The organism is Mesorhizobium sp. ES1-1 (assembly GCF_020164785.1).
Taxonomy (GTDB): Bacteria; Pseudomonadota; Alphaproteobacteria; order Rhizobiales; family Rhizobiaceae; genus Mesorhizobium.
The window spans coordinates 107,141-133,223 of sequence record NZ_JAIUGX010000005.1; the positions used below are offsets into that span (position 1 = coordinate 107,141).

Annotated in this window: 21 protein-coding genes; 14 read left to right on the forward strand and 7 right to left on the reverse strand. The window is 61.9% G+C overall.

What is annotated here, in order from left to right; all coding sequences use genetic code 11:
• Position 1 precedes the first annotated feature (1 nt).
• From LB513_RS10675 to LB513_RS10685, 3 genes are all read left to right on the forward strand, one after another.
• Positions 2-964 carry a DMT family transporter gene (locus tag LB513_RS10675; RefSeq protein ID WP_224663457.1) on the forward strand — a complete coding sequence of 321 codons (963 nt, stop codon included), beginning with the start codon at positions 2-4 and terminating at the stop codon, positions 962-964.
• Positions 965-1,079: 115 nt separating this feature from the next.
• Complete coding sequence (locus LB513_RS10680) at positions 1,080-2,750, forward strand: peroxidase family protein (protein WP_224663458.1); 1,671 nt, start codon at positions 1,080-1,082, stop codon at positions 2,748-2,750.
• Between the two features lie 23 nt (positions 2,751-2,773).
• Complete coding sequence (locus tag LB513_RS10685) at positions 2,774-3,175, forward strand: hypothetical protein (protein WP_224663459.1); 402 nt, start codon at positions 2,774-2,776, stop codon at positions 3,173-3,175.
• 29 nt (positions 3,176-3,204) lie between these two features.
• On the opposite strand, the gene LB513_RS10690 is transcribed toward LB513_RS10685, so the two are convergent.
• Positions 3,205-5,193, reverse strand: coding sequence for a hypothetical protein (locus LB513_RS10690; protein ID WP_224663460.1), 1,989 nt, complete (start codon positions 5,191-5,193; stop codon positions 3,205-3,207).
• A gap of 328 nt (positions 5,194-5,521) precedes the next feature.
• Here LB513_RS10690 and LB513_RS10695 point away from each other — a divergent pair, with 328 nt between their 5' ends.
• Positions 5,522-6,673, forward strand: coding sequence for a YcaO-like family protein (locus LB513_RS10695; protein ID WP_224663677.1), 1,152 nt, complete (start codon positions 5,522-5,524; stop codon positions 6,671-6,673).
• A gap of 89 nt (positions 6,674-6,762) precedes the next feature.
• Here the strand turns inward: LB513_RS10695 and LB513_RS10700 are convergent, their stop codons facing one another.
• Positions 6,763-9,363, reverse strand: a complete 2,601-nt coding sequence (locus LB513_RS10700) for a LuxR C-terminal-related transcriptional regulator (RefSeq protein ID WP_224663461.1) — start codon at positions 9,361-9,363, stop codon at positions 6,763-6,765.
• A gap of 147 nt (positions 9,364-9,510) precedes the next feature.
• Here LB513_RS10700 and LB513_RS10705 point away from each other — a divergent pair, with 147 nt between their 5' ends.
• The 7 genes from LB513_RS10705 (at position 9,511) to LB513_RS10735 (ending at position 17,048) form a co-directional block, all read left to right on the forward strand.
• Positions 9,511-10,932, forward strand: a complete 1,422-nt coding sequence (locus tag LB513_RS10705; RefSeq protein ID WP_224663462.1) for an amidase — start codon at positions 9,511-9,513, stop codon at positions 10,930-10,932.
• A gap of 43 nt (positions 10,933-10,975) precedes the next feature.
• Complete coding sequence (locus tag LB513_RS10710; protein ID WP_224663463.1) at positions 10,976-12,526, forward strand: ABC transporter substrate-binding protein; 1,551 nt, start codon at positions 10,976-10,978, stop codon at positions 12,524-12,526.
• Between the two features lie 60 nt (positions 12,527-12,586).
• Entirely contained in the window at positions 12,587-13,510 is a 924-nt protein-coding gene (locus tag LB513_RS10715) for an ABC transporter permease (protein ID WP_224663464.1), read from the forward strand.
• A complete protein-coding gene (locus tag LB513_RS10720) occupies positions 13,507-14,355 on the forward strand; it encodes an ABC transporter permease (RefSeq protein ID WP_224663465.1) in 849 nt (282 codons plus the stop codon). Before LB513_RS10715 ends, LB513_RS10720 begins: the two co-directional genes overlap by 4 nt.
• Positions 14,352-15,185: an ABC transporter ATP-binding protein gene (locus tag LB513_RS10725; protein ID WP_224663466.1), complete on the forward strand. Its 834-nt coding sequence runs from the start codon at positions 14,352-14,354 to the stop codon at positions 15,183-15,185. The genes LB513_RS10720 and LB513_RS10725 overlap by 4 nt, the downstream gene beginning before the upstream one ends.
• Positions 15,182-16,066 carry an ABC transporter ATP-binding protein gene (locus LB513_RS10730; protein WP_224663467.1) on the forward strand — a complete coding sequence of 295 codons (885 nt, stop codon included), beginning with the start codon at positions 15,182-15,184 and terminating at the stop codon, positions 16,064-16,066. The genes LB513_RS10725 and LB513_RS10730 overlap by 4 nt, the downstream gene beginning before the upstream one ends.
• 682 nt (positions 16,067-16,748) lie before the next feature.
• Positions 16,749-17,048, forward strand: coding sequence for a DUF1236 domain-containing protein (locus LB513_RS10735; RefSeq protein ID WP_224663468.1), 300 nt, complete (start codon positions 16,749-16,751; stop codon positions 17,046-17,048).
• A gap of 238 nt (positions 17,049-17,286) precedes the next feature.
• On the opposite strand, the gene LB513_RS10740 is transcribed toward LB513_RS10735, so the two are convergent.
• From LB513_RS10740 to LB513_RS10750, 3 genes are all read right to left on the reverse strand, one after another.
• Positions 17,287-18,348 carry an aromatic ring-hydroxylating oxygenase subunit alpha gene (locus LB513_RS10740; RefSeq protein ID WP_224663469.1) on the reverse strand — a complete coding sequence of 354 codons (1,062 nt, stop codon included), beginning with the start codon at positions 18,346-18,348 and terminating at the stop codon, positions 17,287-17,289.
• A 205-nt stretch (positions 18,349-18,553) separates the two neighbouring features.
• Positions 18,554-19,348 (reverse strand): SDR family NAD(P)-dependent oxidoreductase, encoded by a 795-nt coding sequence (locus tag LB513_RS10745; protein WP_224663470.1) that lies wholly within the window; start codon positions 19,346-19,348, stop codon positions 18,554-18,556.
• A 14-nt stretch (positions 19,349-19,362) separates the two neighbouring features.
• Positions 19,363-20,538 (reverse strand): zinc-dependent alcohol dehydrogenase, encoded by a 1,176-nt coding sequence (locus LB513_RS10750; protein ID WP_224663471.1) that lies wholly within the window; start codon positions 20,536-20,538, stop codon positions 19,363-19,365.
• A gap of 291 nt (positions 20,539-20,829) precedes the next feature.
• Here LB513_RS10750 and LB513_RS10755 point away from each other — a divergent pair, with 291 nt between their 5' ends.
• Together LB513_RS10755 and LB513_RS10760 are read left to right on the forward strand one after the other, a co-directional pair.
• Positions 20,830-22,287, forward strand: a complete 1,458-nt coding sequence (locus tag LB513_RS10755) for an amidase (protein WP_224663472.1) — start codon at positions 20,830-20,832, stop codon at positions 22,285-22,287.
• A gap of 156 nt (positions 22,288-22,443) precedes the next feature.
• Positions 22,444-22,881 carry a GlcG/HbpS family heme-binding protein gene (locus LB513_RS10760; protein ID WP_224663678.1) on the forward strand — a complete coding sequence of 146 codons (438 nt, stop codon included), beginning with the start codon at positions 22,444-22,446 and terminating at the stop codon, positions 22,879-22,881.
• Positions 22,882-23,071: 190 nt separating this feature from the next.
• Here LB513_RS10760 and LB513_RS10765 read toward each other — a convergent pair whose 3' ends face one another.
• Complete coding sequence (locus LB513_RS10765) at positions 23,072-23,713, reverse strand: hypothetical protein (RefSeq protein WP_224663473.1); 642 nt, start codon at positions 23,711-23,713, stop codon at positions 23,072-23,074.
• 228 nt (positions 23,714-23,941) lie between these two features.
• Positions 23,942-24,964, reverse strand: a complete 1,023-nt coding sequence (locus LB513_RS10770) for a LacI family DNA-binding transcriptional regulator (RefSeq protein WP_224663474.1) — start codon at positions 24,962-24,964, stop codon at positions 23,942-23,944.
• Between the two features lie 177 nt (positions 24,965-25,141).
• Here LB513_RS10770 and LB513_RS10775 point away from each other — a divergent pair, with 177 nt between their 5' ends.
• Positions 25,142-26,083: a sugar ABC transporter substrate-binding protein gene (locus LB513_RS10775; RefSeq protein ID WP_224663475.1), complete on the forward strand. Its 942-nt coding sequence runs from the start codon at positions 25,142-25,144 to the stop codon at positions 26,081-26,083.

Here is a 26,083-nt window from a genome sequence, read left to right on the forward strand (position 1 = left end):
GATGAAGGGCTGGTCTGACCTGGCCCATCATTTTCAAACCGCATCAAAACCTCAGGAGCCATTGCCCGCCGTGGCGATGCGATCAGTCATGTCCAGATTCAAGGCTAATTCCCTGCTGATGCTTGCCGCTGTCATCTGGGGCCTGGGAAATGTCGCCCACAAAACCGTATTGGCCCACCTCGATCCCATGACGGTCGTTTTCCTGACCAGCGGGATCGCCGGGCTGGTGACGTTGCCCTTCGCGGTCCGGGAGCGCACCCCAGCCGCCAAGACTGGCTGGTTCGCAAGTGTGGCCAGGGTGGTCCTGCTGTTTGCGCTGGGCAGTGTGGTCCAGCAATTATCCTATGTCAGCACGACAGTAACGAACTCCAGCCTCCTCATCAGCGCTTCCACCGTCATCACGCCGGTCGCCGCGTGGCTGATCATGAAGGAGCGCCCAAGCGCACTGATCCTGTTCGTCGCAGTTCTGACGGTCGTGGGGTCAGCGCTCCTGGCCGGCGGCTTCAATGGTTCGGCAACCGCGGGCGACGCGTTTGCCATCCTGACCGCCACCTGCTTTGCGGTATGGACGGTGGAACTCGGGCGCCATGTGCAGGCGCATGGCCGACCTGTCGCGACAGCGACCGCGCAGTTCGTCGGAACGGCTGCAGCCACGCTGCCGTTTGCGCTGCAAGGTCGGGTGACGGTTCCGGCTATCGTGGCGGCCTGGCCCGAACTCCTGATGCTTGGCGTGTTCTCGACAGCTGTCGGCTTTTGCCTTCAGAGTTCTGCACAGCGCTACACTACCTCGTCTCATGCCGCGGTGATCTGCAGCGGAGAAGGCGTATTCGCCGCCATTTCGGCCGCCGCCCTGCTCGGTGAACGGCTTTCGCCCGACGGGTTTCTGGGTGCGGGTCTAATTCTCTGCTGTGTGCTGTTCGTCGCCGTCTCGGCGGGGCCGAAGCTCACCGCGGCAGTGCCGTGATCGCTGGCACGGCCCCGCCATTTTCCGCTGCACGGGGCAGGTCTGTTTCTGCTCCCCGATTCGTGCCAAGCTCGGGCCTGGCCGCATTCATCATCTCCAAAACGAGGTTGCTTTGATGCTCCACGGTGAAACGTCCTCCTTCGAAGCCGCTAACATACCCAACCGGTCGAATCAGAGTTCAGATCACGGGCTGAACGACCAGCCGACCTTGCAGGGCATGAGGCTATTCCCGTCCCTCGCGGACATGCCCATCGCCTTGTTCGCGGCAACGGAAAACGAGAGCGCCATAGACCGTACCAAGGCGGCCTTGTTGGACATCACAGCTGAAATGGTTGGTCCGATCGACGGCCTCGAAGACCGTGATCTCAGCCCGACACCGGCCGGCTTTACCTATTTCGGTCAGTTCGTGTTCCACGACATCGTCTTCAGCCAGATATTCGGGTTGCCCCAACCGGCAGGCAAGATCCATCATCTGAAGAACGCGTCCTCGCAAGGTCTTGACCTTTCAGGACTCTATGGAAGAGGGCCGACCGTCGACGCCCATCTCTACGATTATCCCGATGGAGCAGATTTCACAGCCTGCCGCTTTCCGATCGGCTTGCCCTGTATGAAGGACACCATGCTTCCGGTCGACCGCAGGGTGGCCCCGGGTCGGGATCTGCCGCGCATCGACATGTCGGGCGGGTTCATCAATGCCGAGAGCCGGCGGGCGCCCTATCGACCCCTGGTGGCGGATCCGCGAAACGACGACAATCTTGTCCTCTCGCAACTCCTGTGCACGCTCATGTGCATCCACAACAGGATCGTGGATCTGCTGCTCGGCAGCGGCACGTCCGATCCAGCGGAAGCTTACAGGCGTGCCAGGATCTACCTGACGTCGGTTTATCGTACCGTGATCATCAACGACTATCTCAGAAAGATCCTGGCTCCCGAGATTTGGGATCATTTTTTCGCCAGCGATGACTTCCAAGGCAAGGGTGTTTCGGCACTCGAGACATTCAACGCGCTGCCTTTGGAATTCACGTTCGGGGCGTCGCGCTTTGCCCACGCCATGGTGCGACAGTTCTATGTCGTAAACGACAGCTCGGTCGGAACCCCGGCCAATTTACGGAAAATGCTGTCCTTCTCCAGCCTGCGCCCGGGTGGGGAGATCCCGATACCGGAGAACTGGGTCGTCGACTGGAGCCGGTTTGCCTCGGCGGACCCCGAATCCAAAGCTCAAAGCGCCCGGCGCATCTCACCGTTCCTTTCGAAAGAACTTTCTATTGCCGGGCTGAGTGCGGAGTTGAACGGTACGGTTCGGCCGGTTGCCTTCATGGATTGCTGGCGCTGTTATGATCTGGGCCTGCCGTCCGGTCAGGATTTGGCGGGCGCGGTGAAGGCCGCTCTGGTCGATGATGCAATCGACGTGCCGGTGCTGGCTGGCGATGACATGCTGCCCACGGCGGCTTGCGCCGAACGCTACGTCTACAATGCCGGCCGGCTTCGGGCAGCCTTGCAACGCAACCCGCAGTTCCTGGCTCAGACGCCTCTCTCCTACTACATCATCCAGGAGGCGTCCGTTCTGGGCGGCGATGGCAGCCATCTTGGTCCGGTTGGCTCCTATGTCGTGGGCGCCACGATCGCATCCGCACTGTTCAAGGCGCCCGATACGAATTTCTCGTCTGGCAGGCTCATAGCCGACGTGAAGCCGAAAACGCTGGCAGGACTGCTCGATCTCAATGATACTGCGAAAGTGCCGGACGAAGTGCTTGTCGGGATGATCAACAGTCAAGGTTTCGAATAGCGGATCTAGCGGGGGAAGCAGACATGGTGAAGTTCAAGGATGTGCAGTTCGAAGCGCTTGGCGAATTTATCCGGGACCTGATCAAGGACCCGGCCAAACAAGCGGTCTTCAGAAATGGAGATCAGCAGGGGATGAAGGATCTGTTGCGTGGGTTTATGACGCCCAGGGACAAGACTTGGGAGGAGATCACCATCCGACCGTACTTCGACGAGGACCTGGTCGCCAACATCGCCTTTCCCTTCACCGGCGACGTCGAGCAGACGGTTGACACCATTGCGCCGGTGGATGGTCCCGGCGAGGAGTACACATTTCCCGATCACTACAAGACCGACCCGAACGCCGGGCCAGCCAACCAGATCAAGAAAAATCGTTTGCGTGCCTATCACTGCCGCTTAGGCGACTACGTCATGTCGCGCTGCAAATAGGGTCGTGGGCGTGGCTCGGGATCGTTGCTTCAGCCCGACTGAGCTGCCAGTTCAATGCCGCTCGCCAGTTTCGCTTGGTCGGCCGGCAGGCGAATGGGAAAGGCGGTACTCAGCCACTCGACGGCGAGGGCGCGATCGGGCCTGCCCGGGCCTTGCCATGCGGCCGAGAGGTTGCGCAGGAAGCGCCTGAATTCGTTGCCGGCCTCGCGATTGCGTTTCATCAGGGCCAGGGCCGCAGCCGACCAGCCTGGGATGTCAGCGAACAACTGATCGCACTTGGCCGCGGCGTCCACGCACCCCTCAAGGTCGCCCGCCAAAAAGGCAATGGTCGCCTGATAGCCGTGATAGTGCGCGCCAGGCATCGGATTGAGTTCGAAACATCGCTTCGAAAGCTCAAGCGCCCGCTCGTGATATCCCATGAACGAGCTGGCCAGCGCGTAGGCGATCAGCGTCGCGGGATTGCCGGCGTTCTGCTCGTGCGCCAGGCTGAAGTGGAAATCCGCAAGATCCCAGCGGCGCGCAAGTAGGTGGCTCCAGGCCAGATTGACCTGATTGCGATGGTCGAATGGGTCGAGCAAGACCGCACGCTTGGCCAGTTCGAAGGCGCGCGTGAGGTCTTGTCCGATTGAAGGCGCTCCCGGAACAACGATCCAGCGCGAGTTCAGCACCGCTGCAAGGCTCGAATAGGCGCAGGATAGATCAGGATCGAGCCGGATCGCCTCCTCGTAGCGGGCGATGGCGGCCTCTTCGGTATCCTTGCGCCACATGATCGAAAGGCGCTGACCGTCCAGCCAGCAATCATAGGCTGAAAAGTGGTTTGGTGAGTTTTGCGATATGCGGTGCAGCGTGGCACTGGACAAGGCAATCTGGAGCCGCGCGGAAAATCGCGCGCAGACCTCGTTGAACGCCGAGCGCCATGACGACGGATCGGAAGGAACAGTCAGGCTGAAGGCTTCCCCTCCTTGCAGGAAGTCGTAGCAGGTGATCTCGAACACGGCCGGCAGGTTTGCGTCGATAAGGCGGATAAGCACGCCGATATCCACGTTTTCGCCCGCGGCGACTTGTACCTCCTCGAACGAGATCCGGCTGGCTTGCAACTCCGTCGACAAAGCCGTCCAATGCCGGAAGCGAGAGATCGAAGCCAGGAGCTCCGTCGCCAGGGCGAATTGAAGATGTTCATTTTCCGCTTCGCGCCTGGCAATGATGATGGCGATCATCGGCTTGCCCGGAACGCGGCTGTCGTGAGCGCCCTGCGCAAGACTAGGGCCGGTTGCCTGCTTGGCTTCGTCCTCGCCGGGTTTCAGCGCCTCCATGAGGCGCAGGATCTCTCCTGGCGGCCGCAGATCCATGTCGGCTTTGAGTTCGGCCGCATAGCGCTCGAAGAAGGCCCGCGCTCTTGCATAGCCGCTTTCCTGACAGACGCGCCGGATGGTCTCCACCACGGCATCATCGAAAAACGGATCGAGTTGCAGAATACACGCCGCGATGGACTTGCGCTGTCTCGGGTCCGTCTCGGCCGCCAGCGCGGCTGCCAGCCGTGTGACCAGCCTGTCGGTCATCATGGTCGACTGCATTCTCAGCCAATTGTCGAAGACGGGATCGCAGTCATGCAATCCAGCGCAAAGTCCATCCCTGGCTTTCCCCAGCAGCAGCAGGGCCCGGTCGTAATTGCGGTCGTCAAATGCCTGCTCGAGCTCATCGATGTCGGAGCGTATCGCCGTCGGATCGATGCCAAGGACGAGCTTGTCCACCGTGAGGAAATCGAGCCTGGTTTCGCTTGCCAGGCGTCTGAGATCCTTGATGCTCTGGCGCAGCGAGCCGCGGGCATGCTCCTCGTCCTGTTCGCTCCAAAGCAAGGCTGCCAGTCGCCCGCGCGTCTCGCGTGACCTGCCACTCAGTATGAGATAGGCAAGGATGGCACAGGCCTTCCGCTTGACCAGCGAAAGGGTCTCCGAGCCTTTGCGAAGCTCGAAACCGCCGATTAGCCTAATCGCCAGACCGTCTGTGGAAATTGTCAACTCCGTCGGCTATCGTCTCGTTTCGGCCGATGGATTTAGCCGCTATCCCAACGTAAACAGCAGACGCTAAAATATTGGAAGAGCCAAGTTGCTGTTGCAAGGGCCGCATTGGACAAAGCTCGCGTCCCTGGCGCCACGCGACCTGTCGGTCACGCGGACTGAAGACGGCTTCACCGGGAGTCGCCGGTCGAGCCCCCGTGATCTCGTCCTGGCGGATCTGGCCGCGACCCTTAATGCCGCGCCTGACAATGGCCTGCCGCTTCTGCGCTTCGCTATCCGATACGACCTTGGCGTTGAAGTGTTCGACGTTCCAGGCGGTTTCCTGGCAATGTCCAATATCGCTCCCTTCGAACGAAGCGAGGAGCGGATTACAGCAAGTGGCAAAGGCCTCGATGCTGCCAGGGCCGTATTGGCTTGCCTGGGAGAGGCCGCGGAGCTTTGCAGCTGGGCCTGCCGAGCCGACGACGTAGCGTCAGCGCATATCGCATGCCCGGTCGGTGCGATCAGGATCGATGCGGCCGATGTGTTGGGCTTCTCGCCGGAGCAGATAAACAATCGCCACCGCCTCAGCAGAGTTTGGCGCGGCTGGGATACAATCCCTCCGCCGGATCGGCTGGTCAATCCCGGGCTATGGGTGCAGGTTCAAAGCTTCCATGACGACGCGACCGCGCTTTGCCCGGCATTTCTTTGCTACGGCCGATTTGGCGACTTCGCCCATGGCGATGCAAGCTTGAACGTCGACTCCAATGGCTGCGCCGCGGGCATGACGCGGGCCGATGCGAGGGCTCGCGCCTTGCTTGAACTCGCCGAGCGAGACGCCACCGGCATCTGGTGGCACCGAGGCTGCTTGAGACCGCGGCTCGATGTCGCGCAGCTTGATGACCAAGGCTTGACGTCTTCTATCAGGCAGCATCGGCTCGACACCGGACGAAGGCTTTGGCTTCTGGATATATCCTCCTTCCGGACTGCCACAGTGGTCGCGGCGATCAGCGGCGAAGACAGCGGCGAGGGCATGGCCGCCGGCTTCGGAGCCGGCTTCGATGTGAGGAAAGCCGCCAGCTCCGCGTTTCTGGAATTGGTACAGTCCGAGGCTGCCATGCAGGCTCATGCCGAAAGGATCGAACGGCCCCGCAACAAAACAGTGAGCGCCGACGACTGCCGGATGAGCCGCTGGAAGAGGTTTGCCGACGTTCGCAATTTCCGTTTCGCCATCGGCAAGCCTGCCGATGGCCTGGGACGCACTGGCGGAGGCAACGTCGAGGACCTGCTGGACGAAATCACCGAAGTTTGTGGTTCGCGGGTCTGGTTCGCCGACCTTTCCCGACCCGAGATCGGTGTCCCCGTGGCAAAAGCGATCTGCGCGGGGTTGAGCCATTTCAAGCTGCGCTGGGGCTGCCGCAGAAACGAGGCACCTTCCATCGCCAGCGTTTCGACCAAGAGGCCCGGCAGGCTTTCACAGGCCAGGAAACTGTTGATCTAGCGCTACAGGCGCCCATGGCACGGGCCGGATGACATGCTGAGCGGGCCGACGAGCACGGATCGAGAGACTTCTGGCCGGCTGCGTCGGGATTATCCCAGCCCTTTCAACACAGCCTGTGTGCGGCTTTTGACGCCGAGCTTGGAGAAGAGATTCTTGGTGTGGGATTTTACGGTGTTGATGTTGATGCGGAGTTTGGCGGCGATTTCGCCGTTGGAGAGGCCCCAGCGCATCAACTCGAGGACCTCTTCCTCCCGTCTGGTCAAAGCGCCGGCGAGGGGCTCCGACACGCTGACGGCGCGTCGAGGCGACAAAACCTGCCGGGCGTTCGCAGGAGCGATATCGAGGTAGACGTCTTGCAGCCTACCCACCTTCACCTGTTGCTCGCTTGCGGGCGCTCTGGTGGCTCCTTCGAGCTGCCCGATCAGGCGGGAAACCTGCAGGGCACTCAGAAGCCGTCCCTCCCGGCCGGCCCTTGCCTCGACATCGCGCAGCCCTTCTCCCGCGGCGGCGGCTTGGCCCGTTTCCATCATCGCCCGCGCCGTGACGACGTGGAACGGATCCCAGATCTGCCAAGCGGATGCCGGAAAACGACGCTCGGCTTCCGGCAGATGCAAGGACAGACGCTCCCACTCCCGCAGCCCCTCGGACCGATTTCCAAGGCGGAAAGCGCGGTTGGCCCGCTCGATGGCGAGCTGGAACTCCAGGCGGAAGTCCTCTGTCTCATAGGCGCGGCGGCTGGCCCGCACCAGCACATTGGTGCCTTTGTCCGATCGGCCGGTAGCGTCGTAGACGCGGACAAGGCCCGTCGTGGCGATGAGTACGCGTTCGCACAGTCCGGAGACGTCGGTCGCGTTTTCCGAGGGCATAGCTCGTATCCAGAGCTGCTCGGCCTCTTCGAAATCGCCCCGGTCGAAGGCGACGACGCCCAGCAGCACCGATGGCAGCGCGACCATGTAGGAATGTTCGGCAAAATTGCCGCGCGCAATGCGCAGTGCGTCCTCCGCCACGTCCTTGGCTTCCTGCATCAAGCCTCTCGCAATGTAACACATGGCTGCGATAGCGCGGGAATGAAGGCCGCCCCAATGGACGGCGATCTCGTCATAGATGCCCTTGGCGCGCCAGGTGAGCTTCTCTGCAAGCGTCAGATCGCCGGCCTGGAGGGCAAAGTAGCTGTGAATAGAATCGAGGTCCACGCTGCCAAAGGCAAGGTGATCGAGTTCCCGGCCCGCGAGTTCGTCGATATGGGCCAGGCCGCCGGCGATATCGCCACCATAGGCGCCGATCAGGGCCCGCATCAGGTGCAATCGACCGTCGACGTCCAGGCCTGTTTCACGCGCGATGACCGATAGGCGGCTCGTCTTGTCGGCGGCGAGATCCTCGATCGTGCGAAGTGTCTGCTCGGCCTGGAGGAACCGGCGCATGTTGATGAAGCGCCAGACCTGGAGGAAGAGCAGAAGCGGGCGCTCTTCGCGCGCGTCGCGCGGCAATTGCTGCATCCAGCGCGAAAAGATCTCGAAGCGACCGTGACTGAGATAGTCGTAGAGGCAATAGCTTTCGATCATCTCGGCCGCCCAATCCGGTCGCCGGGCGAGGAAGGCATGTCGAACGGCCTCCATTGGCGAGCCGTTCTCGATGAACCATTGGGCGGCGCGGGAATGCAGCGCGGCGATATCGGCATGCGTCTCGGCATAAAGCCGCGCCAGCAGGAACTCCTGGAACAGATGATGATACTTGTACCAGCGCTGCGAGCCCGGCAATCTGACCACGAAAAGCTGGACTTCCTCGAGATACTCCAGAACCTCGCTGCCATCCTCCCAGCCCGTAACCGCATTGCAGAGGCCTGAATTCAGGGCATCGAGGATTGAAGTCATGGCCAGGAAGCGGCAGATCTTCTCCGGCAGGCCTAGGATCACCTCCTCCAGGAAATACTCGGCGAAAGCGCGATGGCTGCCGGTCGGCGGGGTGGCGGCGAACGCGCTTGGCGTACGACCGAGCACGAGCGACGCGAGCCTCAGACCGGCCGCCCAGCCTTCCGTATAGCCGTGCATCTGCCGGCTCTCCTCGGAGGTCAGCGTCACGCCCGACGACGCCTGGAAAAACGCCTCGGTCTCCGCCTCGTCGAAAAACAGGTCTTCCACCGGCACTTCGAGAATTTCGCCGCTGACGCGCAGGCGGCCGATCGGGATCGAGGGGCGGGTGCGGCTGGCCAGAACGATCGTCATGTTCGGTATACGAGCCGCGAAGATGCGATTGATCGTTTCGCCGCCGTCGCCGCCTTCCGCGAGATGATAATCATCGACGAACAGCGCAATCGGCGCGGCCTCGACGCATCGCACCACCAATGCAACGAGGCGGGTTATGGCATCGGGCTCGTCGCGGGCCGCCATGGACGCGCCGATCTCGCTGAAACTTGCCTTGAAAGCCAGCATCAGGCCGTCGGCGAAGGCGAAGGGATCGCGATCGGCTTCGCCGGCCGAATACCAGACCGTCTTGACGTCGCTTTCCAGCAGCGATTCATGCCATTGCGCAAGCAGCGTCGTCTTGCCCGAACCGGCAGGCGCATGAACGAGGCAAAGCCGGTATTGCGTTAGCAGGCGGGCGAGCGCGGTCAGCCGCGGCCGGTTGATCATCCCGGACGAAGCACGGGGCGGCGAAATGTGAAGATTGATGAGGCTTGCTTGCTGCGACAACAGACATCCGTGCGTTCAGTTGGTCGCGCCAAGGCGTATCACTCTTTCGGGTGATACGAAATTTCTTTCCGTCTCACCCCTCGGGATCATGCAGGAAATTTCGGCACGCCGTAGCTTTGCGAAAATGCCGAACGGGGATCCAGGACGTTGCAGCTCAGCGAATACCAGAATTTCGACGCCACCGGGCTCGCGGACCTTGTCGCCAAAAACGAGGTGACGCCGGGCGAACTGCTGGATACGGCGCTTGCCGGTGTCAGGGCGGTCGACGACAAGCTGAACGCCGTTGTTGCCCTATTCGAGGAAGAAGCCCGCCGGTTCATCAAGGAGGAGCTCCCTGACGGTCCGTTCAAGGGCGTTCCCTTCCTGCTCAAAGACCTGACGGCGCATTACGGCGGTCAGCCCACCGGCGCCGGATGGCCGCCGCGCGCTTCGGTCAAGCCGGCTGAGGACACCGAGCTCGTCCGGCGCTTCAAGAAGTCAGGCGTGGTGATCTTCGGCAAAACCGCCGTTCCGGAGCTTGCCATGGACTGGACGACGCGCTCGCGTGCGCACGGCGTCACCAACAATCCATGGGACACGACACGCACGGCTGGAACGTCTAGCGGCGGCACGGCGGCCGCCGTGGCGGCAGGTGTGGTGCCAATGGCGCATGGCAATGATGGCGGGGGTTCGATCCGCGTGCCATCCTCTGTCTGCGGCTGCTTTGGCCTCAAGCCGACGCGCGGCAGGAATCCAGTCGCTCCGTCGGGCAGTACCTGGCAGGGCATGCTGGTCGAACATGTGCTCTCCCGCTCCGTGCGCGACAGCGCAGCCATGTTGGACGCAACACAGGGCGCCCATCCGGGGCAGTTTTTCAACAGCCCATCGGGTGGCGGCTTTGCCAGCCAAGTCGGCCGCGAGCCCGGAAGACTGCGCATAGGCGTCTCCACCAGGGCGCCCTATGGGGCAATGACCCATCCCGACTGCGTCAAGGCGGTCGACGAGACGGTAAAGCTGCTCGAAAGCCTCGGCCATGTCTGCGAGGCGCATGACATCGCATTGCCCGACGATGGCTGGAGCGCGTTTGAAACCTTTATCCTGGCTGAGTATGCGACAGATATGCGGCTCGAGGAACAGGTGCTCGGACGCAAGCTGACAGAAGAGGATTTCCCACCAATGCTGTGGGAAATGATCGAGGCCGGCAACCGCATCTCGGCGGTCGAGGTCAACGTCGCGACGACACGCCTGCACGCCGTCGCGTCCGCCGTTACCTCGACCTTCAACCGGTATGACGTCTTCCTCTCGCCGACCCTCGCACAGCCGCCGCTCGCCCATGAGGACTTCCCGGAGGCGACCTCCATGCGGGGACACTACGAGTTTTATCTTTCCTGGATGCCCTTCACCCATATCTTCAACGTAAACGGCTCGCCCGCCATGTCGGTGCCGCTCGTCTGGAATGCCGATGGCCTGCCTATCGGCGTGCAGTTCGCGGCCGCCCCAGGCGCCGAAAATCTGCTCTTCCGCTTGGCGTCCCAGCTTGAAGTTGCGAGGCCGTGGGCAGGTAAACGTCCGCCAGTATCCGTCGCCTGACACCTACATGCAGTCCAACCAAATAATAAAGGGAACACGAAGCATGAAACAGAACAATCTCTCCAAGCATATCCGCGCCCTGTTGGCCGCAGCGGCATTTGGGACAGGCCTGAGCCTCTCCGCCGCCGGCGCAGCAGATTTGATCGTCGCCCGCGCCGTCGATGCCGACAGCCTCGATCCCGACAAGACCAGCACGACGCAGTCGCTTCAGATGACCAATCTGATCTTCGACACGCTGGTGACCATGGCCGAGGATGGCACGGTGCATCCAGGCATCGCCAGCGAGTGGTCGATGTCGGAGGACGGCAAGACCTACTCCTTCACGATCCGCGACGGCGTGAAGTGCCACGATGGCAGCACCTTCGACGCCGCCGCCGCCAAGGCGCGGGTCGATCGCGCCATCGACCCGGCGACGGTCAATCCGGACCGTTCGCTCTGGGGACCGATCACAGGCACTAGCGTGGAAGGCAAAGTGCTCAAGGTTTCGATGTCGGAGCCCTACAGCCCGTTCATGTCCTTCCTGACCGGCATCCAAGCGGGCTTTGTCTGCCCGTCGTCATTTGCCGCCGCCGAATTCAAGCCGATCGGAACCGGGCCGTTCAAGTTCGCCAGCTGGACGCGCAACGATAGCCTCGAGCTTCAGGCCAATGCCGACTACAAAAATTTCAATCCGCTCATCGAGAACCCGGGCAAGCCGCATATCGACAAGCTGACGTTCAAGGTGATCCCGGAAGCGGTCGCCCGTATGGCGGCGCTGCGTTCGGGCGAAGCCGATCTCGTCGAGCCTTCGCTGGAGGAAACGGCTGATCTGAAGAGCGACAGCAATTTCAAGGTCTACGCCGCCGAGCTTTCAGGCCAGCAGGTGCTGGCGGCCTTCTCCTGGAAGATCAAGCCGCTCGACAATCCCGATATTCGGAAGGCGATCGGCATGGCGATGAACCGCGATGCCTATGCCAACATCGCCTTCGAAGGCCTGGTCCATACCTCCAACTGTCCGGTCGCGCCAAAGCTGTTTGCGACCGACGAACAGCTGTGCGCCACATGGGGAGCCAAATATGATCCCGAAGGCGCCAAGGCCATCATGGAAGCGGCCGGCTACACCGCCGACAAGCCGCTGAAGATCAAGCTGTTGGCCCATAAGCTCTCGGGCTGGGACCAGATGCATCAGATCATGCAGCAGGACCTGGCTGCCATCAACGTCCAGGCCGAGATCGAGACACGCGAGGTCGCGGCTCACTTCGATCACATGACCAGCGAGAACAAGCGCACCGATGGCGAGCCCTTCGTCTGGACGATGGGCATGTCGGGCGTCGATCCGGACTACCTCAATTTCCTCTGGAAGCGTCCCGGTTTTGTCGAGATGGGCCTGAACGAGCAGGTCGATGCCATGCTCGATGAGCAGCGCAAGCTTTCGGGCGACGCGCGCGCCGCCAAAATCCATGATGTCGAAAAATATCTGATGGAGAATTCCTATACGGTCCCGTTGCTGTCCCCGGGCTGGAACTGGTTGATGGCGTCGAACGCGAAGGTCGAGGGCTTCAAGCTGGGGTTCATGGTATCCCTCCTGTTCAATGATGTGACCCTCAAGCAATAGTAGGTTCGGCACCGCCCTGTCGCCGGTAGGCAGGGCGGTGCATCGACCGGATGGGTTCCGATGCTCTTTCTGATCTCAAAACGAGTTCTCGTTGCGTTCGTCACCGTAATTGTCGTGATCATCCTGTCCGGCCTGCTCATCCACGTCGTCCCCGGCGATCCCGTCACCGCGATGATGGCGCAGTCCGTATCCGCCACCCCGGAGGCGATGGCCGAAATGCGCAGCAGACTCGGTCTCGACCTACCCATCTGGCAGCAGGTCTTGCACTATCTCGCGCGTGTCCTGCAGGGCGACCTTGGCACGACCATCCGCGGCAACGAACCCGTCCTGCGGCTGCTGATGCAACGCGTGCCCAACACGTTCGCACTGGCGGTTTCGGGCCTTGGACTGGCGCTGGCGATCGGCATTCCGCTCGGATTCGTAGCGGCCGTCAACCGGGGCCGGGTTGCCGATACGGTCGTGATGTTCATTGCCGTGCTTGGCGTCTCGATCCCCGCCTTCTGGCTTGGCCTTGTCATGATCCAGCTATTCGCCCTGAAGCTCAACTGGCTGCCCGTCGCCGGGTCGAACTGGCGCAACATCCTATTGCCGGCCCTGACGCTGGGCCTGACCTATTGCGCGCTGGTCGCCCGCATGACGCGTTCGGCGCTGGTTGACGTGCTGGAGGAGGACTATATTCGCACCGCCCGTGCCAGGGGTCTGCGTGAACACCAGGTGTTGCTCGTGCACGCGCTGAGGCCGGCGCTGATCAGCATCGTCACCGTCGTCGGCCTCGTCTTTGCCTACCTGCTCGGCGGCCAGGTGATCGTCGAGAACGTCTTCTCCTGGAACGGCATCGGCCGGCTGGCGGTCCAGGCCATGCTGGAGCGCGACTATCCGATGATCCAGGGCTTCATCGTCGTCTTCGCCACCTCCGTGGTCATCGTCTCAATGCTGATCGACATCCTCTACAGCTTTCTCGATCCGCGCATGAGGCAGCAATGAGCACCACGACTGAAGTTCCCGTATGGAGCCGGCGCCTGCCTGTCAGCGTGGTTTTCGGTCTCGCTCTGGCGGCCCTGGTCATCGCCGCATCGCTGCTCTCCCACTATCTGGCGCCGTTCGATCCGACGCGGATGGCCGCCGGCCCACGGCTTGCCGCACCTTCCGCCGCGCATCTCTTCGGTACGGACGAGTTCGGGCGTGACCTTTTGAGCCGGGTGCTCGTTGGGGGCCGCCTGTCCCTCGGTATCGGCATCACCGCCGTGGTGAGCGGCCTCTTCATTGGCGGGCTGATCGGCCTGATCGCGGCCTTTGCGGGCCGGGCGGTCGAAGGGGTTCTGCTTCGTCTCATCGACGTGCTCTATTCCTTCCCGGACACTTTGATCGCGCTGGCGCTCGTCGCCTTCCTCGGGCCTGGAATCGAGAACGCCACGCTCGCGATCGCCATCAGCCTCGTCCCCTTCTACGCACGGGTCACATACGGGCTTGCCGCAGCGGAAAGGGTCAAGCCCTATATCGAGGCGGCAAGGCTTGCGGGTATTCGCTCCAGCCGGCTGGTTCGCGTGCATGTCATGCCCAACATCGGCCAAAGCCTGATCGTCATGGGAACGCTTGGCTTCTCTTCGGCCATCCTGTCCGCGGCGGGCCTGTCTTTCCTCGGCCTCGGGGTCCAGCCGCCGTCTCCCGAATGGGGCGCGATCCTTGCCTCCGGCCGCAACTACATCAACAAGGCGCCCTGGATCCTGATCTTTCCAGGCGCTGCCATTTGCGTGACGGTGCTCTCCTTCAATCTGATCGGTGACAGTCTGAGAGACCTTGTCGATCCCCGTCGGAAGGGTCGGCCATGAGCATCCCTTATCTGCGCGTCCAGGATCTCTCCGTCAGCTTTCCAGCCAAGTCAGGCGGCTTCCAAGCGATCGACAAGATCAGTTTCGATCTCGCTCGCGGCGAAATCCTTGCTCTCGTCGGCGAATCCGGCAGCGGCAAAAGCATGACGTCTCTCTCGATCATGAAGCTGCTGCCGATGGCGGCGCGGATGGGCGGCCGCATCGAGATCGAGGGGCAGGACATTGCGGGCTTCGGCCGCCGTGAGATGGAAAATGTCCGCGGCGCCAAGATCGGTATGATCTTTCAGGAGCCGATGACCTCGCTCAATCCGGTCCTCACCATCGCTCGGCAAATGACGGAAGGGTTGGTGCGCCACAAATGCGTCTCAAGTCGCGAGGCGCTGGCGACTGCCCGTACCTGGCTTGAGGACGTGGGCATACCGGAGCCTAACCGCGTGCTTGCACAATATCCGCATCAGCTTTCGGGCGGCATGCGCCAGCGCATCATGATTGCCGCGGCGCTTGCGCTTCGCCCGGGCATCCTCATCGCCGACGAGCCAACGACCGCCCTCGACGTCACCGTGCAATCTCAGGTGCTCGACCTGCTGGTCGATCTCAAGGCGCGCTCGGGCTCCGGCATCCTGCTAATTACGCACGATATCGGCGTGGTTGCCGAAACCGCCGATCGTGTCGCCGTCATGCGTGGCGGGCGCATCCTGGAGATTGGTACGGTAGACGAGGTGCTCCATTCGCCGAAGCACGACTACACCAAGGCGCTGCTCGCCTCCCACCTGACGGTCGACAGGGGGTTGAGGCAGCGCGAACTGGAAGTGGCGGGGGTCCGGCCATGATGTCGGAACCCTGTCTCAAGATCGAAGGCCTGCGGAAGTCGTTCACGGCCAACCGGCGAACCGTGCATGCGCTGAACGGCGTTTCCCTTGCGCTCGGCAAGGGCGAGACGCTGGGGATCGTCGGCGAAAGCGGGTCGGGCAAGTCGACGCTGGGGCGGATTGCCGTCGGGCTCGACACACCCTCTGCGGGAGAACTGCATGTCGATGGCGCGCGCATAGATGACCTGTCGCCGCAGCTGCGTCGCGAGAAACTGCGACGATGCCAGATGATCTTCCAGGATCCATACTCTTCGCTCAATCCGCGATTGACCGTAGGCCGGCAGATCGGGGAAGGGCTGTTCGCACGCGGCGAGTTCGACTGGCCGGCGATCAATGCGACGGTCGCCGACCTGCTCGATCGGGTTGGGCTGAAGCGAGAGTTCGCGCACCGTTATCCGCACGAATTCTCAGGCGGCCAGCGGCAGCGGATTGCCATAGCCAGGGCGCTGGCGCCAAACCCGCGGATCGTCGTCGCCGATGAGCCGGTCTCGGCGCTCGATGTGACCATCCAGGCGCAGATCCTGGATCTGCTTGCCGGCCTGAAAAAGCAGGGCGATCTCTCCTACCTCTTCATTTCGCATGACATGGCCGTCGTCGCGCGCTTGTGCGACCGGATCGCCGTGATGCACCGGGGACGGATCGTCGAGTGCGGGCCGGCCCGAGCCGTCATCGAGAACCCCCAGCACCCCTACACGCGAAACCTCCTGGATGCCGTTCCACGCTTCGGCCGCCGGCGCACGGGTCAGAAACCCGTTCCAGTTCTTTTGCCGCACCATGGCGACGCCGATAGATACATGACCGTGGCAGAGGGGCACACAGTGCTTCAGTCGGCGGGCTTATAACGACCATGCCTGCGAGGCGCCAAGACCACATCGATAAGTAAGCCCATCGATAAGTAAGCTATGGCGCGGGGTGCCTCCAGCCTGCAAACGACATCGCGGAGAGCCGGTCGGCTCTAGCGCTTGCCCGAGACATTTTCACAGCGTCCCCAGGGTCAGCAATGCGACCAAAGCGGTTATGGCGACGCAAATGGGCACCGCCGCGAGCAGGGCTGCCTCCAGGAAACGGGTTTCTTTGTCGCTGAACATCAGCTCTCGCCTCCATGCGGGGTCTGGGAACCTGCTTGGCAGGGTGAGATTAAGGCTCGGGCGCCGCACAAGTGCAGCGCCCGAACCCTATCAGCGCAGGAAGGGACATGGCTGCGATGATCTGAATACCTGTCAGCCAGGAATGGTCCGGGCGAGAAGAAATGGGGCGCGGTTGCAAGCAATGGAGCAAGCAACCAGCCGGCCCGCCGAACACTGCTATCCATCTGTTTTCTCCCGCGTTTCCTGGGGAGACAATGTCAGGACGAGCAGGCAGTTCCGCAATAATTAAGCGTTAGGACCGTTGCTTGCCTGTGTCAGACTTAGGTCTGACGCTTGCCCGACTGAAGTCCCCCGGCGGGAACGGTGAGGCCGAGGCAAAAGTTTCTCGGTCAGGTGCCGGCATGTGGTCGGCCCTGATCTGAAAAGGAGATTGATTATGAAAATGTATCTTTCTGCTGCAGCCGCATCGTTCATGCTGCTCGCCGGTATCGGCGTCGCGGCGGCCGAGGACATCATCATTCAACCCGAGCAGGACACGGTCGTCCGTGAGTATGTGAAGAAGCAGCCGCTCGCCTCTGTGAAGCTTCCCGGCGTGGAGCTGAATGTCGGCACAGCCCTGCCGGACACGGTCGAGCTGCACGAGGTCCCGAACGTCAAGTACCGTTATGTCGTGGTTGATAACCGCACGGTTCTTGTCGATCCCTCAACGCGCAAGATCGTGAAGGTTTATAACTAAACCGATTGCCGCTGGAGGCCCGCCGCGCCGAGCGACGGGCCTCCAGCGAAACGGCAAGGCGGTGTTCGATAGTCCTCCCAAGCGCCATTGCGCAGATACCCTATGGCCATGGACCTTGGGCCGCCCGCTAATATCCGGCCACGAAGGGCAGGGGTCAGCAGCGGCCTTTTCCGTCTGGCTAAACTGGCCGACCGGCCCAGGCGACGACGCACGGGGAGAGTGCGCGGTCAAGCCACCCTCACAGCTCCAGTGCCGCAGCGACCCGTTCCTGGAAATACTGCACTCCCCGCTCATGCCGCCCCGAGAGCGGCCCGGAGCTATAGGCGCCGGCGGCATAGTTGCGATGCGTATCGGCGCAGATCGTGTAGTCCTCGCGCACCACGGCCAAAGTGCCTTGCACGGATTTCGCCCTGGTCTCGGATCCTTCTTCGGAGGTGTCTGCAAAGAAAAAATGGTAGTGCTGGTCCGTGTGGTGCGGGGAGGTCGGGTTAATGCGGCTAACGTTCATGCCGCCATCGAAAAGCGACAGCGTCCAGTTCGGCCACATCCAAAGCCATTTGCCGCGATAGAAGAGGCCGTCTTTAGGCGGTGCTGTCATCCGGACATAACCGGGATGGGCGGTGGTCTGGAAAGCTTCGAAGTCGATGGCAGCATAGAACGAGGGATGCGTGCCGGGGATGTGGTAGCCTTCGACGAAATTGTCGGTGTAGATCTTCCAGTTCGCCGCAAAGCTCACCGTGGCCTGATCTGTGGCGGCATAGGTCTCCAGCGGCTCGTCCGCCAGTTCGGCCGGCAGAGCGCCGAGTTGATCGAGAAGGCTCTCCTTCGGCTCGAGTGACGCAAAGAGCAGCCCGCGCCATTGCGACAATTGCACCGTCTCCAGCGGCCAGTCCTCAGGGATAATCGCGGGATCCTTGCCGTACCATGGCGCCTGCACCAGCCGTCCAGTGTCGGCGAAGGACCATTTGTGGTAGGGACAAACGATCAGCCCACATTTTCCGGCGCCATCGGCCAGAAGTTTCGCGCCGCGGTGGCGGCAGACATTCTTGAACCCGCGCAAGGTCCCGTCGCGGCCGCGGATGGCGAAGACCGGCGTGCCGGCGATGTCGATGGCAAGGTATTGGCCTGATGTGGCGACCGAGGCGACAGGCCCCATGAACTGCCAGCTTTGCGCGAAGATGCTGCGCCGTTCCTGCTGCCAGATGTCGTCGCGGATATAAAGCGACGGGTCCAGGTTGAGGTATTGCGCAGGCGCAGCGTCGAGCGGCAGAGGGTCGGATCGCAACATATCCAGCGTCATAGGCAATTCTCCGGTTGCGACAATCCTGTCGTAAGCGGGGCGACATCGCAAGGGAATTGGTCTGCTGCGCACAGGCTGCAAGCCAGCGTGCAACCTTGCTCTAACGCAGATTTCTGGAGTTGCGATCCGTTCCAGTTCGCCGATCTGGTGCCGACGGCGTTCAATGTCAGATGTGCAGGCTCCGTGCGAGGGAGCGCCGTGCCCCCTAACTGTCAGCCGAACCGGGCTCTGCCATCTTGCGATGCTGCTCGGCAAGCATGCCGGCCGGAGTAATGTTGGCAACTGCGGACTGCAATTTGTTCTTCAGCCCGCTGACAATGTCGCCATCGCCTCTCATCATCGCATCCCAACCCGTCTTGGCGACATCGGCGGGATCATCCTTTTCCTGCTGGCCGACCGTCGTATCGAGCATATCGGCACGTTCGAAGAACCGAGTGTCGGTGGCTCCCGGCATCAGGCAGGTCACCGTGACGTCGGTGTCCTTGAGTTCGTTACGCAGCGCAAAGGCAAAACTGTTCACGAAGGCCTTGGTGCCGTTGTAGACCGCCTGGAACGAGCCGGGCATGAAGCCGGCGATCGAACCGGTCAGCAGTATCCTGCCCTTGTTTGCCGCGCGCATGTCGCGCCCGATTTTTTGCACGAGGTAGATGGTGCCGACGATGTTCGTGTCGACCACGCGCTTGGCCTCGTCAAAATCCTGCTCGAGGAACGCGTGGCCAAGGCCGCGTCCGGCGTTTGCAATCAGGATCTCCACCGGGCGTGCCAGTTCACGCGCGGCATCATAGAGCTGATCGACACCTTCGATGGTGGCGAGATCGGCCTGTATGGCTCGAACAACGGCTCCTCCCGCTTCAAGCTCGGAGGCTGCGTCGTTGATCTCAGGCTCGTCGGCCGCGATGACGAGGTCGTATCCTGCCGCAACAGCGAGCTTGGCGATTTGCAGGCCAATACCGCTGGAGGCGCCGGTGATGATTGCCAGGGGACGTGAGGTCTCAGCCATTTGAGCGCTCCTTGTTATGGCTTGAGGACGACTTTGATGCAGCCGTCCTTCTTGTCATTGAACATCTTGTAGAGATCGGGGCCTTCTTCGAGGCTGGCCGTATGGGTGATGACAAAGGAGGGGTCAATGTCACCGTTCTCGATATGCGCCATCAGCTTGGGCAAGTATCCTTGAACCGGCGTCTGGGCCATTCGCATGGTGAGTCCGCGATTGATGGCGGACCCGAACGGGATCTTGTCGAGGAAGCCGCCATAGACGCCAACAACCGAGACCGTGCCAAAATTGCGCGTGCAGTGGATTGCCTGCCGCAGGACATGCGGCCGGTCCGTACCCATGAAGGTCGCGACCTTCACCCTGTCTACCATCGCGTAGAAGCTGGAATTGGCGAGCGGCTCGGTTCCGACGGCATCGATACAGGCGTCGGCGCCGCGTCCTTTGGTGAGTTCCTGGATGCGGTCGTAGACATCTTCAGCCAGGAAATCGATGGTGATCGCACCCGCGTCGCGAGCCAGTTCCAGGCGCTCCGGGACCGTGTCGATGGCGATGACACGCTCGGCTCCGAGCAGGAAGGCGCTCCTGATCGCCATCTGTCCGACAGGTCCGCAGCCCCAGATGGCAATCGTGTCACCCTGCTGGATGTTGCAGAAATCCGCTGCCATGTAGCCGGTGGGGAATATGTCCGACAGGAACAGCACCTGTTCGTCGCTCAGGCCCGCCGGCACCTTGATCGGCCCGACATCGGCGTAGGGCACCCGAAGATATTCCGCCTGGCCGCCGGGAAAGCCGCCGAGGAGGTGCGAATAGCCGAACAGTCCGGCCGGCGAATGGCCCCACAATGTCTCGGCCTTTTCCTTGCTTTTCTGCGGATTTGAGCGCTCGCAGCCTGAGAAGGCTCCGCGCTTGCAGAAAAAGCACTCACCGCAGGCGATAACGAAGGGCACGACGACGCGGTCGCCGACTTTCAGATTGGAGACGCCAGATCCGACTTCGACCACTTCGCCCATATTCTCGTGGCCGAGCACATCGCCGCTATGCATGTCGGGGATGACGCCGTTGTAGAGATGAAGATCGGACCCGCAAATGGCGCAAGAGGTGATCTTGATGATCGCATCCGTAGGCGCCTCGATCGTCGGGTCTGGTACACTCTCGCAGCGGATGTCATGTTTGCCGTGCCAGGTCAGTGCGCGCATGGGTAGCCTCTCCGGTGAATCGAGGCTCTACGTCCCGCGCGTGCATTTGTTCCGGTGCGCGAACCGGCGGCTTGACCCGAATCCGTTCGAAACGGAGAGGGCGTTGATGCGGAGTCCTTAGGGCCGCTTACCGGCAATCCTCCCTACAGTCGACAGGCCGCAACAGGGCGGGGGCAGTCTGAGCTGCGGCTTCTCAGCTCGGTGCAACGCGGTTAAACATGAGGTATGCGGCTTGACAGCCGGAACGACGAGCTTGGCCACAGATCGCATTCGCGCCGGTGAGGACCTTCGATGAACCATGCGAGCACTCCAAGCGTCGACGGCGACGCGACCGGACTCTCGAGCGCCATCGCCGAGCGCCGGCTTTCCTGTGAGCGCGTGATGCGTGATCATCTTGATCGCATCGAGCGCCTGAACCCGGAATTCAACGCGATTGTTTCGCTGCGGGATCCCGAGGCGTTGATGCAGGATGCGCAAGCAGCCGATGCCGCCTTGTCCGCCGGGAGATATGGCGGATGGCTTCACGGATTGCCTGTTGCAATCAAGGACTTGGCCGAGACCGCGGGTCTGACGACCACCTATGGTTCTCCCCTCTATGCCGACAATGTGCCTGACGCCGACTGTCTGATGGCAGAACGCATAAGGAGTGCCGGTGCCATTTTCATCGGCAAGACCAACACGCCAGAGTTCGGCCTCGGATCCCACACTTACAATCCCGTCTTCGGAACCACCCGCAACGCCTACGATCCTTCCTTGAGCGCGGGCGGATCATCCGGCGGCGCCGCGGTGGCGCTGGCCTTGCGCCTTCTGCCGGTCGCCGACGGTAGCGACATGATGGGCAGCCTGCGCAATCCCGCAGGCTGGAATAACATCTGGGGCTTCCGCCCGTCGTTCGGGCGGGTGCCCGACCTGCCGGCGGACGAATTGTTCCTGCATCAGCTGTCCACGTCCGGCCCCATGGCAAGGTCGGTTCGCGACCTGGCTCGGTTGCTGGATACGCTTGCCGGTGAAACCGAAGCTTTTCCGCTTTCCCTGCCATCCGAAGCCGAGAGCTTCGCTGCTGGTTTGGATAGCGATGTCGGGGGGCTGCGCGTCGGCTGGATCGGGGACTGGGGCGGCTACTATCCAACCGACGCCAATCTGCTGGACACGACGCGCAATGGCCTCGAGGCGCTTGCGGCGCAAGGCGCGATCATCGAGCCGATCGAGCCGTATTTCGACCCGGCCCTGTTATGGAAGTCGTGGATGGCGCTCAGGCAGTGGAGTGTTTCGGCGGGACACGCGCAACGCTACGAGGATGCCGAAAGCAGGGAAAAGCTGAAGCCGGAATTGCGATGGGAAATCGAGGGCGGGCTGCGTCTGAGCGCCGCCGACATCCATGCGGCCAGCGTCATCCGAAGCAATTGGGTTCGTTGGCTGAACGGCGCGTTCAGCCGTTTTGATGTGTTGGCGCTTCCGACCGCCCAGGTTTTCGCTTTCGACGCCACGATCTCCTGGCCCCGCCAGATCGCAGGACGGGCCATGGATACTTATCATCGCTGGATGGAGATCGTCATTCCCGGCACTCTCTCGGGCCACCCGGTGCTTGCTGCTCCGGCCGGCTTCGACGACCGGGGCCGTAGTATAGGTGTCCAGCTCATCGGCCGGCCGCGAGGCGATCGGCGCTTGCTTCAGATCGCACGGGCCTACGAGCGATCGGCGCCGTGGATCGCGCGCACGCCTCCGGCGATCTCGCAAGCCGCCATGTGATCATGTTTTCGGCCGGATATCGACTGATGGGTGCATCTTTCCGGCTGCCTGGGCCTCTGCCCACTTTGATCGGCAGATCTTGCCGACAGCAGAAACTCCCGTCCTGTTGATCAACCCTACGCCCTGTTGCATTGTTACGGAATCGCCAAGAGGACCATCATGACCCTTTTACTCAGCCAGGCTCAAACCATTACAGCGGGTGCGATCGAGCATGCCGAACGAGAGGGGATGAAGCCTATCAGCGTGGTGGTGCTCGACGCGCGCGGCGCTTTGAAGGCCGCCGCGGCCATGGACGGGACCAGCTTGAAACGGACCGATATCGCCAGGGCCAAGGCAGATGGCGCTGTCGCGCTCGGCATGGGATCGCGCTCCTTGTTCAAGCGGGCAAAGGATCAGGCATTTTTCATCGCCGCCGCCACGCACGCCATCGGTGGCAGCCTGATGCCGGTGCCCGGAGGCGTGCTGATCCGCGATGCCGCCGGCGCATTGCTGGGCGCGGTGGGCATTTCCGGATGCACGTCCGACAATGACGAGGCGGCCGCCATGGCCGGTATCGGCAAAGCGGGTTTGACCGGAGATCCCGGACAGGACTAGCTTGCCAGGCGAACAATCTTAGCCGCCCCCGACAGCGAGAACCGGCAACCACCAGGACGCGATCGGACGGGTTCATCGTTGCGCCTTGGCGCACAGCCTTGCTTCGCCCCGACAGCGCCTGCGGCAACGGGAACTGCGTTGGGTGGCTCGATTACAGATGCGGTCCGACGCCCTCAAATCGCTGCACCCGTCAAAGAACGCTTTTGTCAGAACCATAGGGTTTGGCGATGCGGACCATGCCTTTTGTGCGAAGCCTTTGGTAGAAATAGAATAGCGCCATCAAGCCGGTCGTCGTTCCCAGACCAAGGCACAGGGCGAGCCATAGCTCCGCACCGAAGAATGATGCCAGCAGAGCAACGCCCGCCGCGGCGACGATGGCGTTGACGAATGCGATCATCGTCGCGGCCGTCGTCAAATATGCCAGCAGCGGCCCTGTGCGAAGCGATGGCTCGGCGTCGTTTTCAGGCCAGCGACCGAACTCCCTGGAAAACTGGAAGGCAGCTTCGTCGTCAAGGGTCCGATAAAAGGCTCTGATCCGCGCAATGCCGATATGGGCCTGCATGTTCTCAGCGGCGATGTCGACCAGCCTCAGAACCGTAAAAGCACCCAGCAGAAAGACCGATGGCAGCACAACCGCGACAAACGGCAGAAAGAACTCGGAAGACTTCGTCATAAAGCCGATTGCCACCAGAGCGCTGGATAGAGACATGATGTAGATCGTCGTCCGCGACGCCATTTCGCTGATGGATGTGCTGATGGCCGTTTGCTGGACGAAATGCTCTGTCGTGAGGGCGGCGATAAGCGCGGGGCTAGGCGTCGGCGTGTCAGCCATGGCGTGTGCCTCTCGTCAGGATTGCCTTGGATCAGTGATCATCTCGTCCGGTATTGTCAGCGGATCACCAGATGGCACGCGGTCCGCAGAGTATTCCTGGTGATTGCGCGAAGGCAACCGCCAGTTCCAAGTCAACTGACGTTACTGATGTGACGGTCGGATTCCAACGATCATTGCCGAGGTGGGGAAATCACGCGAAGCTCCGGTGATTCTGATCGAAGACCAGGCTCACGCCGGGATGTGGGAAGATTTCAACGGGGAGCAACTCTCGCCGACCACGAGCGCCGGCTGGAACACAACGTTGCGGGAGGGCTCGGCGACCTTCCCTTCAATGCGGTCGACCAGCATGCGCAGAGCCTCATTCGTCATGTCCTTGACCGGATGCTCGGTGCGGGTCAGCCGCGGCTTCAGTCCGCCTGCTCCAGCCACCGTATCGGTGGAGGCGATCGACACATCCTCGGGGCAGCGCAGTCCGAGGTCGGCGACGGCCCGCATGACCCCGATGGCCATGACGCCATTGGCCACATAAAGGGCGGTCGGCCGGTCCGGCTGTCCGAGCAGATCGCGCGCGACCGAATAGGCGGTGTCCTCGCGGAACTCTCCGGAGCGCACATGCCCGGTCTTCGGGGCAAGCCCGCGGGCCGCCATCGCGTCGAGCATGCCCTGCAGCCTGCCGCTGCCCGTGGTGAGCTGACTGGGACCGGTGATCGAGCCGATATCGCGATGGCCGAGATCGAGGAGGTAGTTGGTCGCCTGCTTTCCGGCCGACAAATTGTCGATGGTGACCGTGTCGACGCCGGCGTCGCCAATCGAACGGCCGAGCAAGACCACCGGCGCGCCGCCTTCGAAATCACGTCGCTGGTAATGGCTTTCGGCGCCGACGGGAACGATCACCGAGCCGTCGCAGCCCAATGTTCGAATGCGTGAAAAAATGCGCTTCTCGATATCGGGCTTCTCGTCGCTGTTGAACAACACGAGCGAGTAGCCCCAGGCGGCGACTGCCGCCTCGGCTGCCGTGACGATGCGGGCATAGAAAGGATTTGCCAGGTCGGCCACGACAAGCGCGATCAGCTGGCTGCGCCCGCTGCGCAGATTGCGCGCCACCAGCGAAGGGGCGTAGCGAAGCTCGCGAACCGCGGCGAGCACACGACTGCGCAGTTCGGGACTGACATAGGCGCTGTCGTTGACGACGGCGGAGACCGTGGCCGTTGATACACCGGCGGCTTCGGCGACGTCTTTTATGGTGGCCATCTGCTCTCTTAGCTAATCGATTAGCTGACTTTTAGCCTCAATACTTCGCCTATTTTGGGTCTCTTTGCACGAATTTTGTTGCGAAGCGGTTCAGAATGAGAAAATCTGCCGAAACGGTTAGGCGATGATCGGCTTCCATTCGCAGGCCCGCGTCCGACCTCACTAGGGAGAGAGAACATGAAAAACCTGACGTTCGGCGTTTTGGCCGCGGCTCTGGCATTGTCCGGCGCGCAGGCCAGGGCAGCCGACAAGCCCCTCCTGGGCATCGTTTCCATCAGCGCCACCGAATCCAACAACGTCCGCTATATCCAAGGCGCGACCAAAGCGGCAGACGAACTCGGCTGGAAAGTCACCGTCGTCGACGCCGCGGGCAATGCGGACCAGGCCAACGCTGCCATCCAGAACTTCGCCCAGCTTGGCGCGCATGCCATCATCGACATGGTGTTCCCCTATTCTTCCATCGGGGCCGGGCTCGCCGCAGCCGGTTCCGCGAACATTCCCGTCGTCACCTGGGGCGGTGGGCTGGGCGGCACCGTCGCCGCCACCAACGGTTCGGGCGGCCCGATGGCCATCCCGGTCGTGGACCTCATGCTCAAGAACATGAACGGCAAGGGATCCATCCTGGCCCTGACCTATCACACCGGAGAAGTCTGCCGGAACCGAGAGCAGGTGATGGATGAAATGGTCGCCAAATATCCCGACATCAAGGTGACCAAGAACGAGGTGCGCATTCCCGGCTACTTTGAAGATGGCGCGCAATACGCGAATGCATGGCTGGCCTCGCATCCCGCGGGAGACGAGAAGCTGGCGATCTGGGGCTGCTGGGACGATCCCGCGATCGGTGCCATCGGCTCGCTGCGTGCCCAGAACCGCACCGATGTGATGGTGTATGGCATCAACGGAAATGCCCAGGCTCTTGAAAATATCAAGAATGGTTTCATGACCGCCACGGCCTGGCAAGACAGCTACACCGAAGGCTATAACATGGCCAAGATGGTTGAAGAGATTGCCGCGGCCGGGAAGGGCTGGACGCCGAAGGCCGCCGAGGTTCCGGCGGTGCTGGTGACCAAGGACACGGTGGCGGATTTTCTGGCCAAGCATCCTGACGCGATCCAGTAG

Bases quoted from the DNA above. Each gene is read 5' to 3' on its own strand.
- LB513_RS10765 (WP_224663473.1), bottom strand. From the start codon at position 23,713: ATGGCTGACACGCCGACGCCTAGCCCCGCGCTTATCGCCGCCCTCACG.
- LB513_RS10725 (WP_224663466.1), top strand. From the start codon at position 14,352: ATGAGCATCCCTTATCTGCGCGTCCAGGATCTCTCCGTCAGCTTTCCA.
- LB513_RS10750 (WP_224663471.1), bottom strand. From the start codon at position 20,538: ATGCGCGCACTGACCTGGCACGGCAAACATGACATCCGCTGCGAGAGT.
- LB513_RS10695 (WP_224663677.1), top strand. From the start codon at position 5,522: ATGTCCAATATCGCTCCCTTCGAACGAAGCGAGGAGCGGATTACAGCA.
- LB513_RS10720 (WP_224663465.1), top strand. From the start codon at position 13,507: ATGAGCACCACGACTGAAGTTCCCGTATGGAGCCGGCGCCTGCCTGTC.
- LB513_RS10770 (WP_224663474.1), bottom strand. From the start codon at position 24,964: ATGGCCACCATAAAAGACGTCGCCGAAGCCGCCGGTGTATCAACGGCC.
- LB513_RS10710 (WP_224663463.1), top strand. From the start codon at position 10,976: ATGAAACAGAACAATCTCTCCAAGCATATCCGCGCCCTGTTGGCCGCA.
- LB513_RS10730 (WP_224663467.1), top strand. From the start codon at position 15,182: ATGATGTCGGAACCCTGTCTCAAGATCGAAGGCCTGCGGAAGTCGTTC.
- LB513_RS10675 (WP_224663457.1), top strand. From the start codon at position 2: ATGAAGGGCTGGTCTGACCTGGCCCATCATTTTCAAACCGCATCAAAA.
- LB513_RS10680 (WP_224663458.1), top strand. From the start codon at position 1,080: ATGCTCCACGGTGAAACGTCCTCCTTCGAAGCCGCTAACATACCCAAC.
- LB513_RS10685 (WP_224663459.1), top strand. From the start codon at position 2,774: ATGGTGAAGTTCAAGGATGTGCAGTTCGAAGCGCTTGGCGAATTTATC.
- LB513_RS10715 (WP_224663464.1), top strand. From the start codon at position 12,587: ATGCTCTTTCTGATCTCAAAACGAGTTCTCGTTGCGTTCGTCACCGTA.
- LB513_RS10775 (WP_224663475.1), top strand. From the start codon at position 25,142: ATGAAAAACCTGACGTTCGGCGTTTTGGCCGCGGCTCTGGCATTGTCC.
- LB513_RS10745 (WP_224663470.1), bottom strand. From the start codon at position 19,348: ATGGCTGAGACCTCACGTCCCCTGGCAATCATCACCGGCGCCTCCAGC.
- LB513_RS10735 (WP_224663468.1), top strand. From the start codon at position 16,749: ATGAAAATGTATCTTTCTGCTGCAGCCGCATCGTTCATGCTGCTCGCC.
- LB513_RS10755 (WP_224663472.1), top strand. From the start codon at position 20,830: ATGAACCATGCGAGCACTCCAAGCGTCGACGGCGACGCGACCGGACTC.
- LB513_RS10740 (WP_224663469.1), bottom strand. From the start codon at position 18,348: ATGACGCTGGATATGTTGCGATCCGACCCTCTGCCGCTCGACGCTGCG.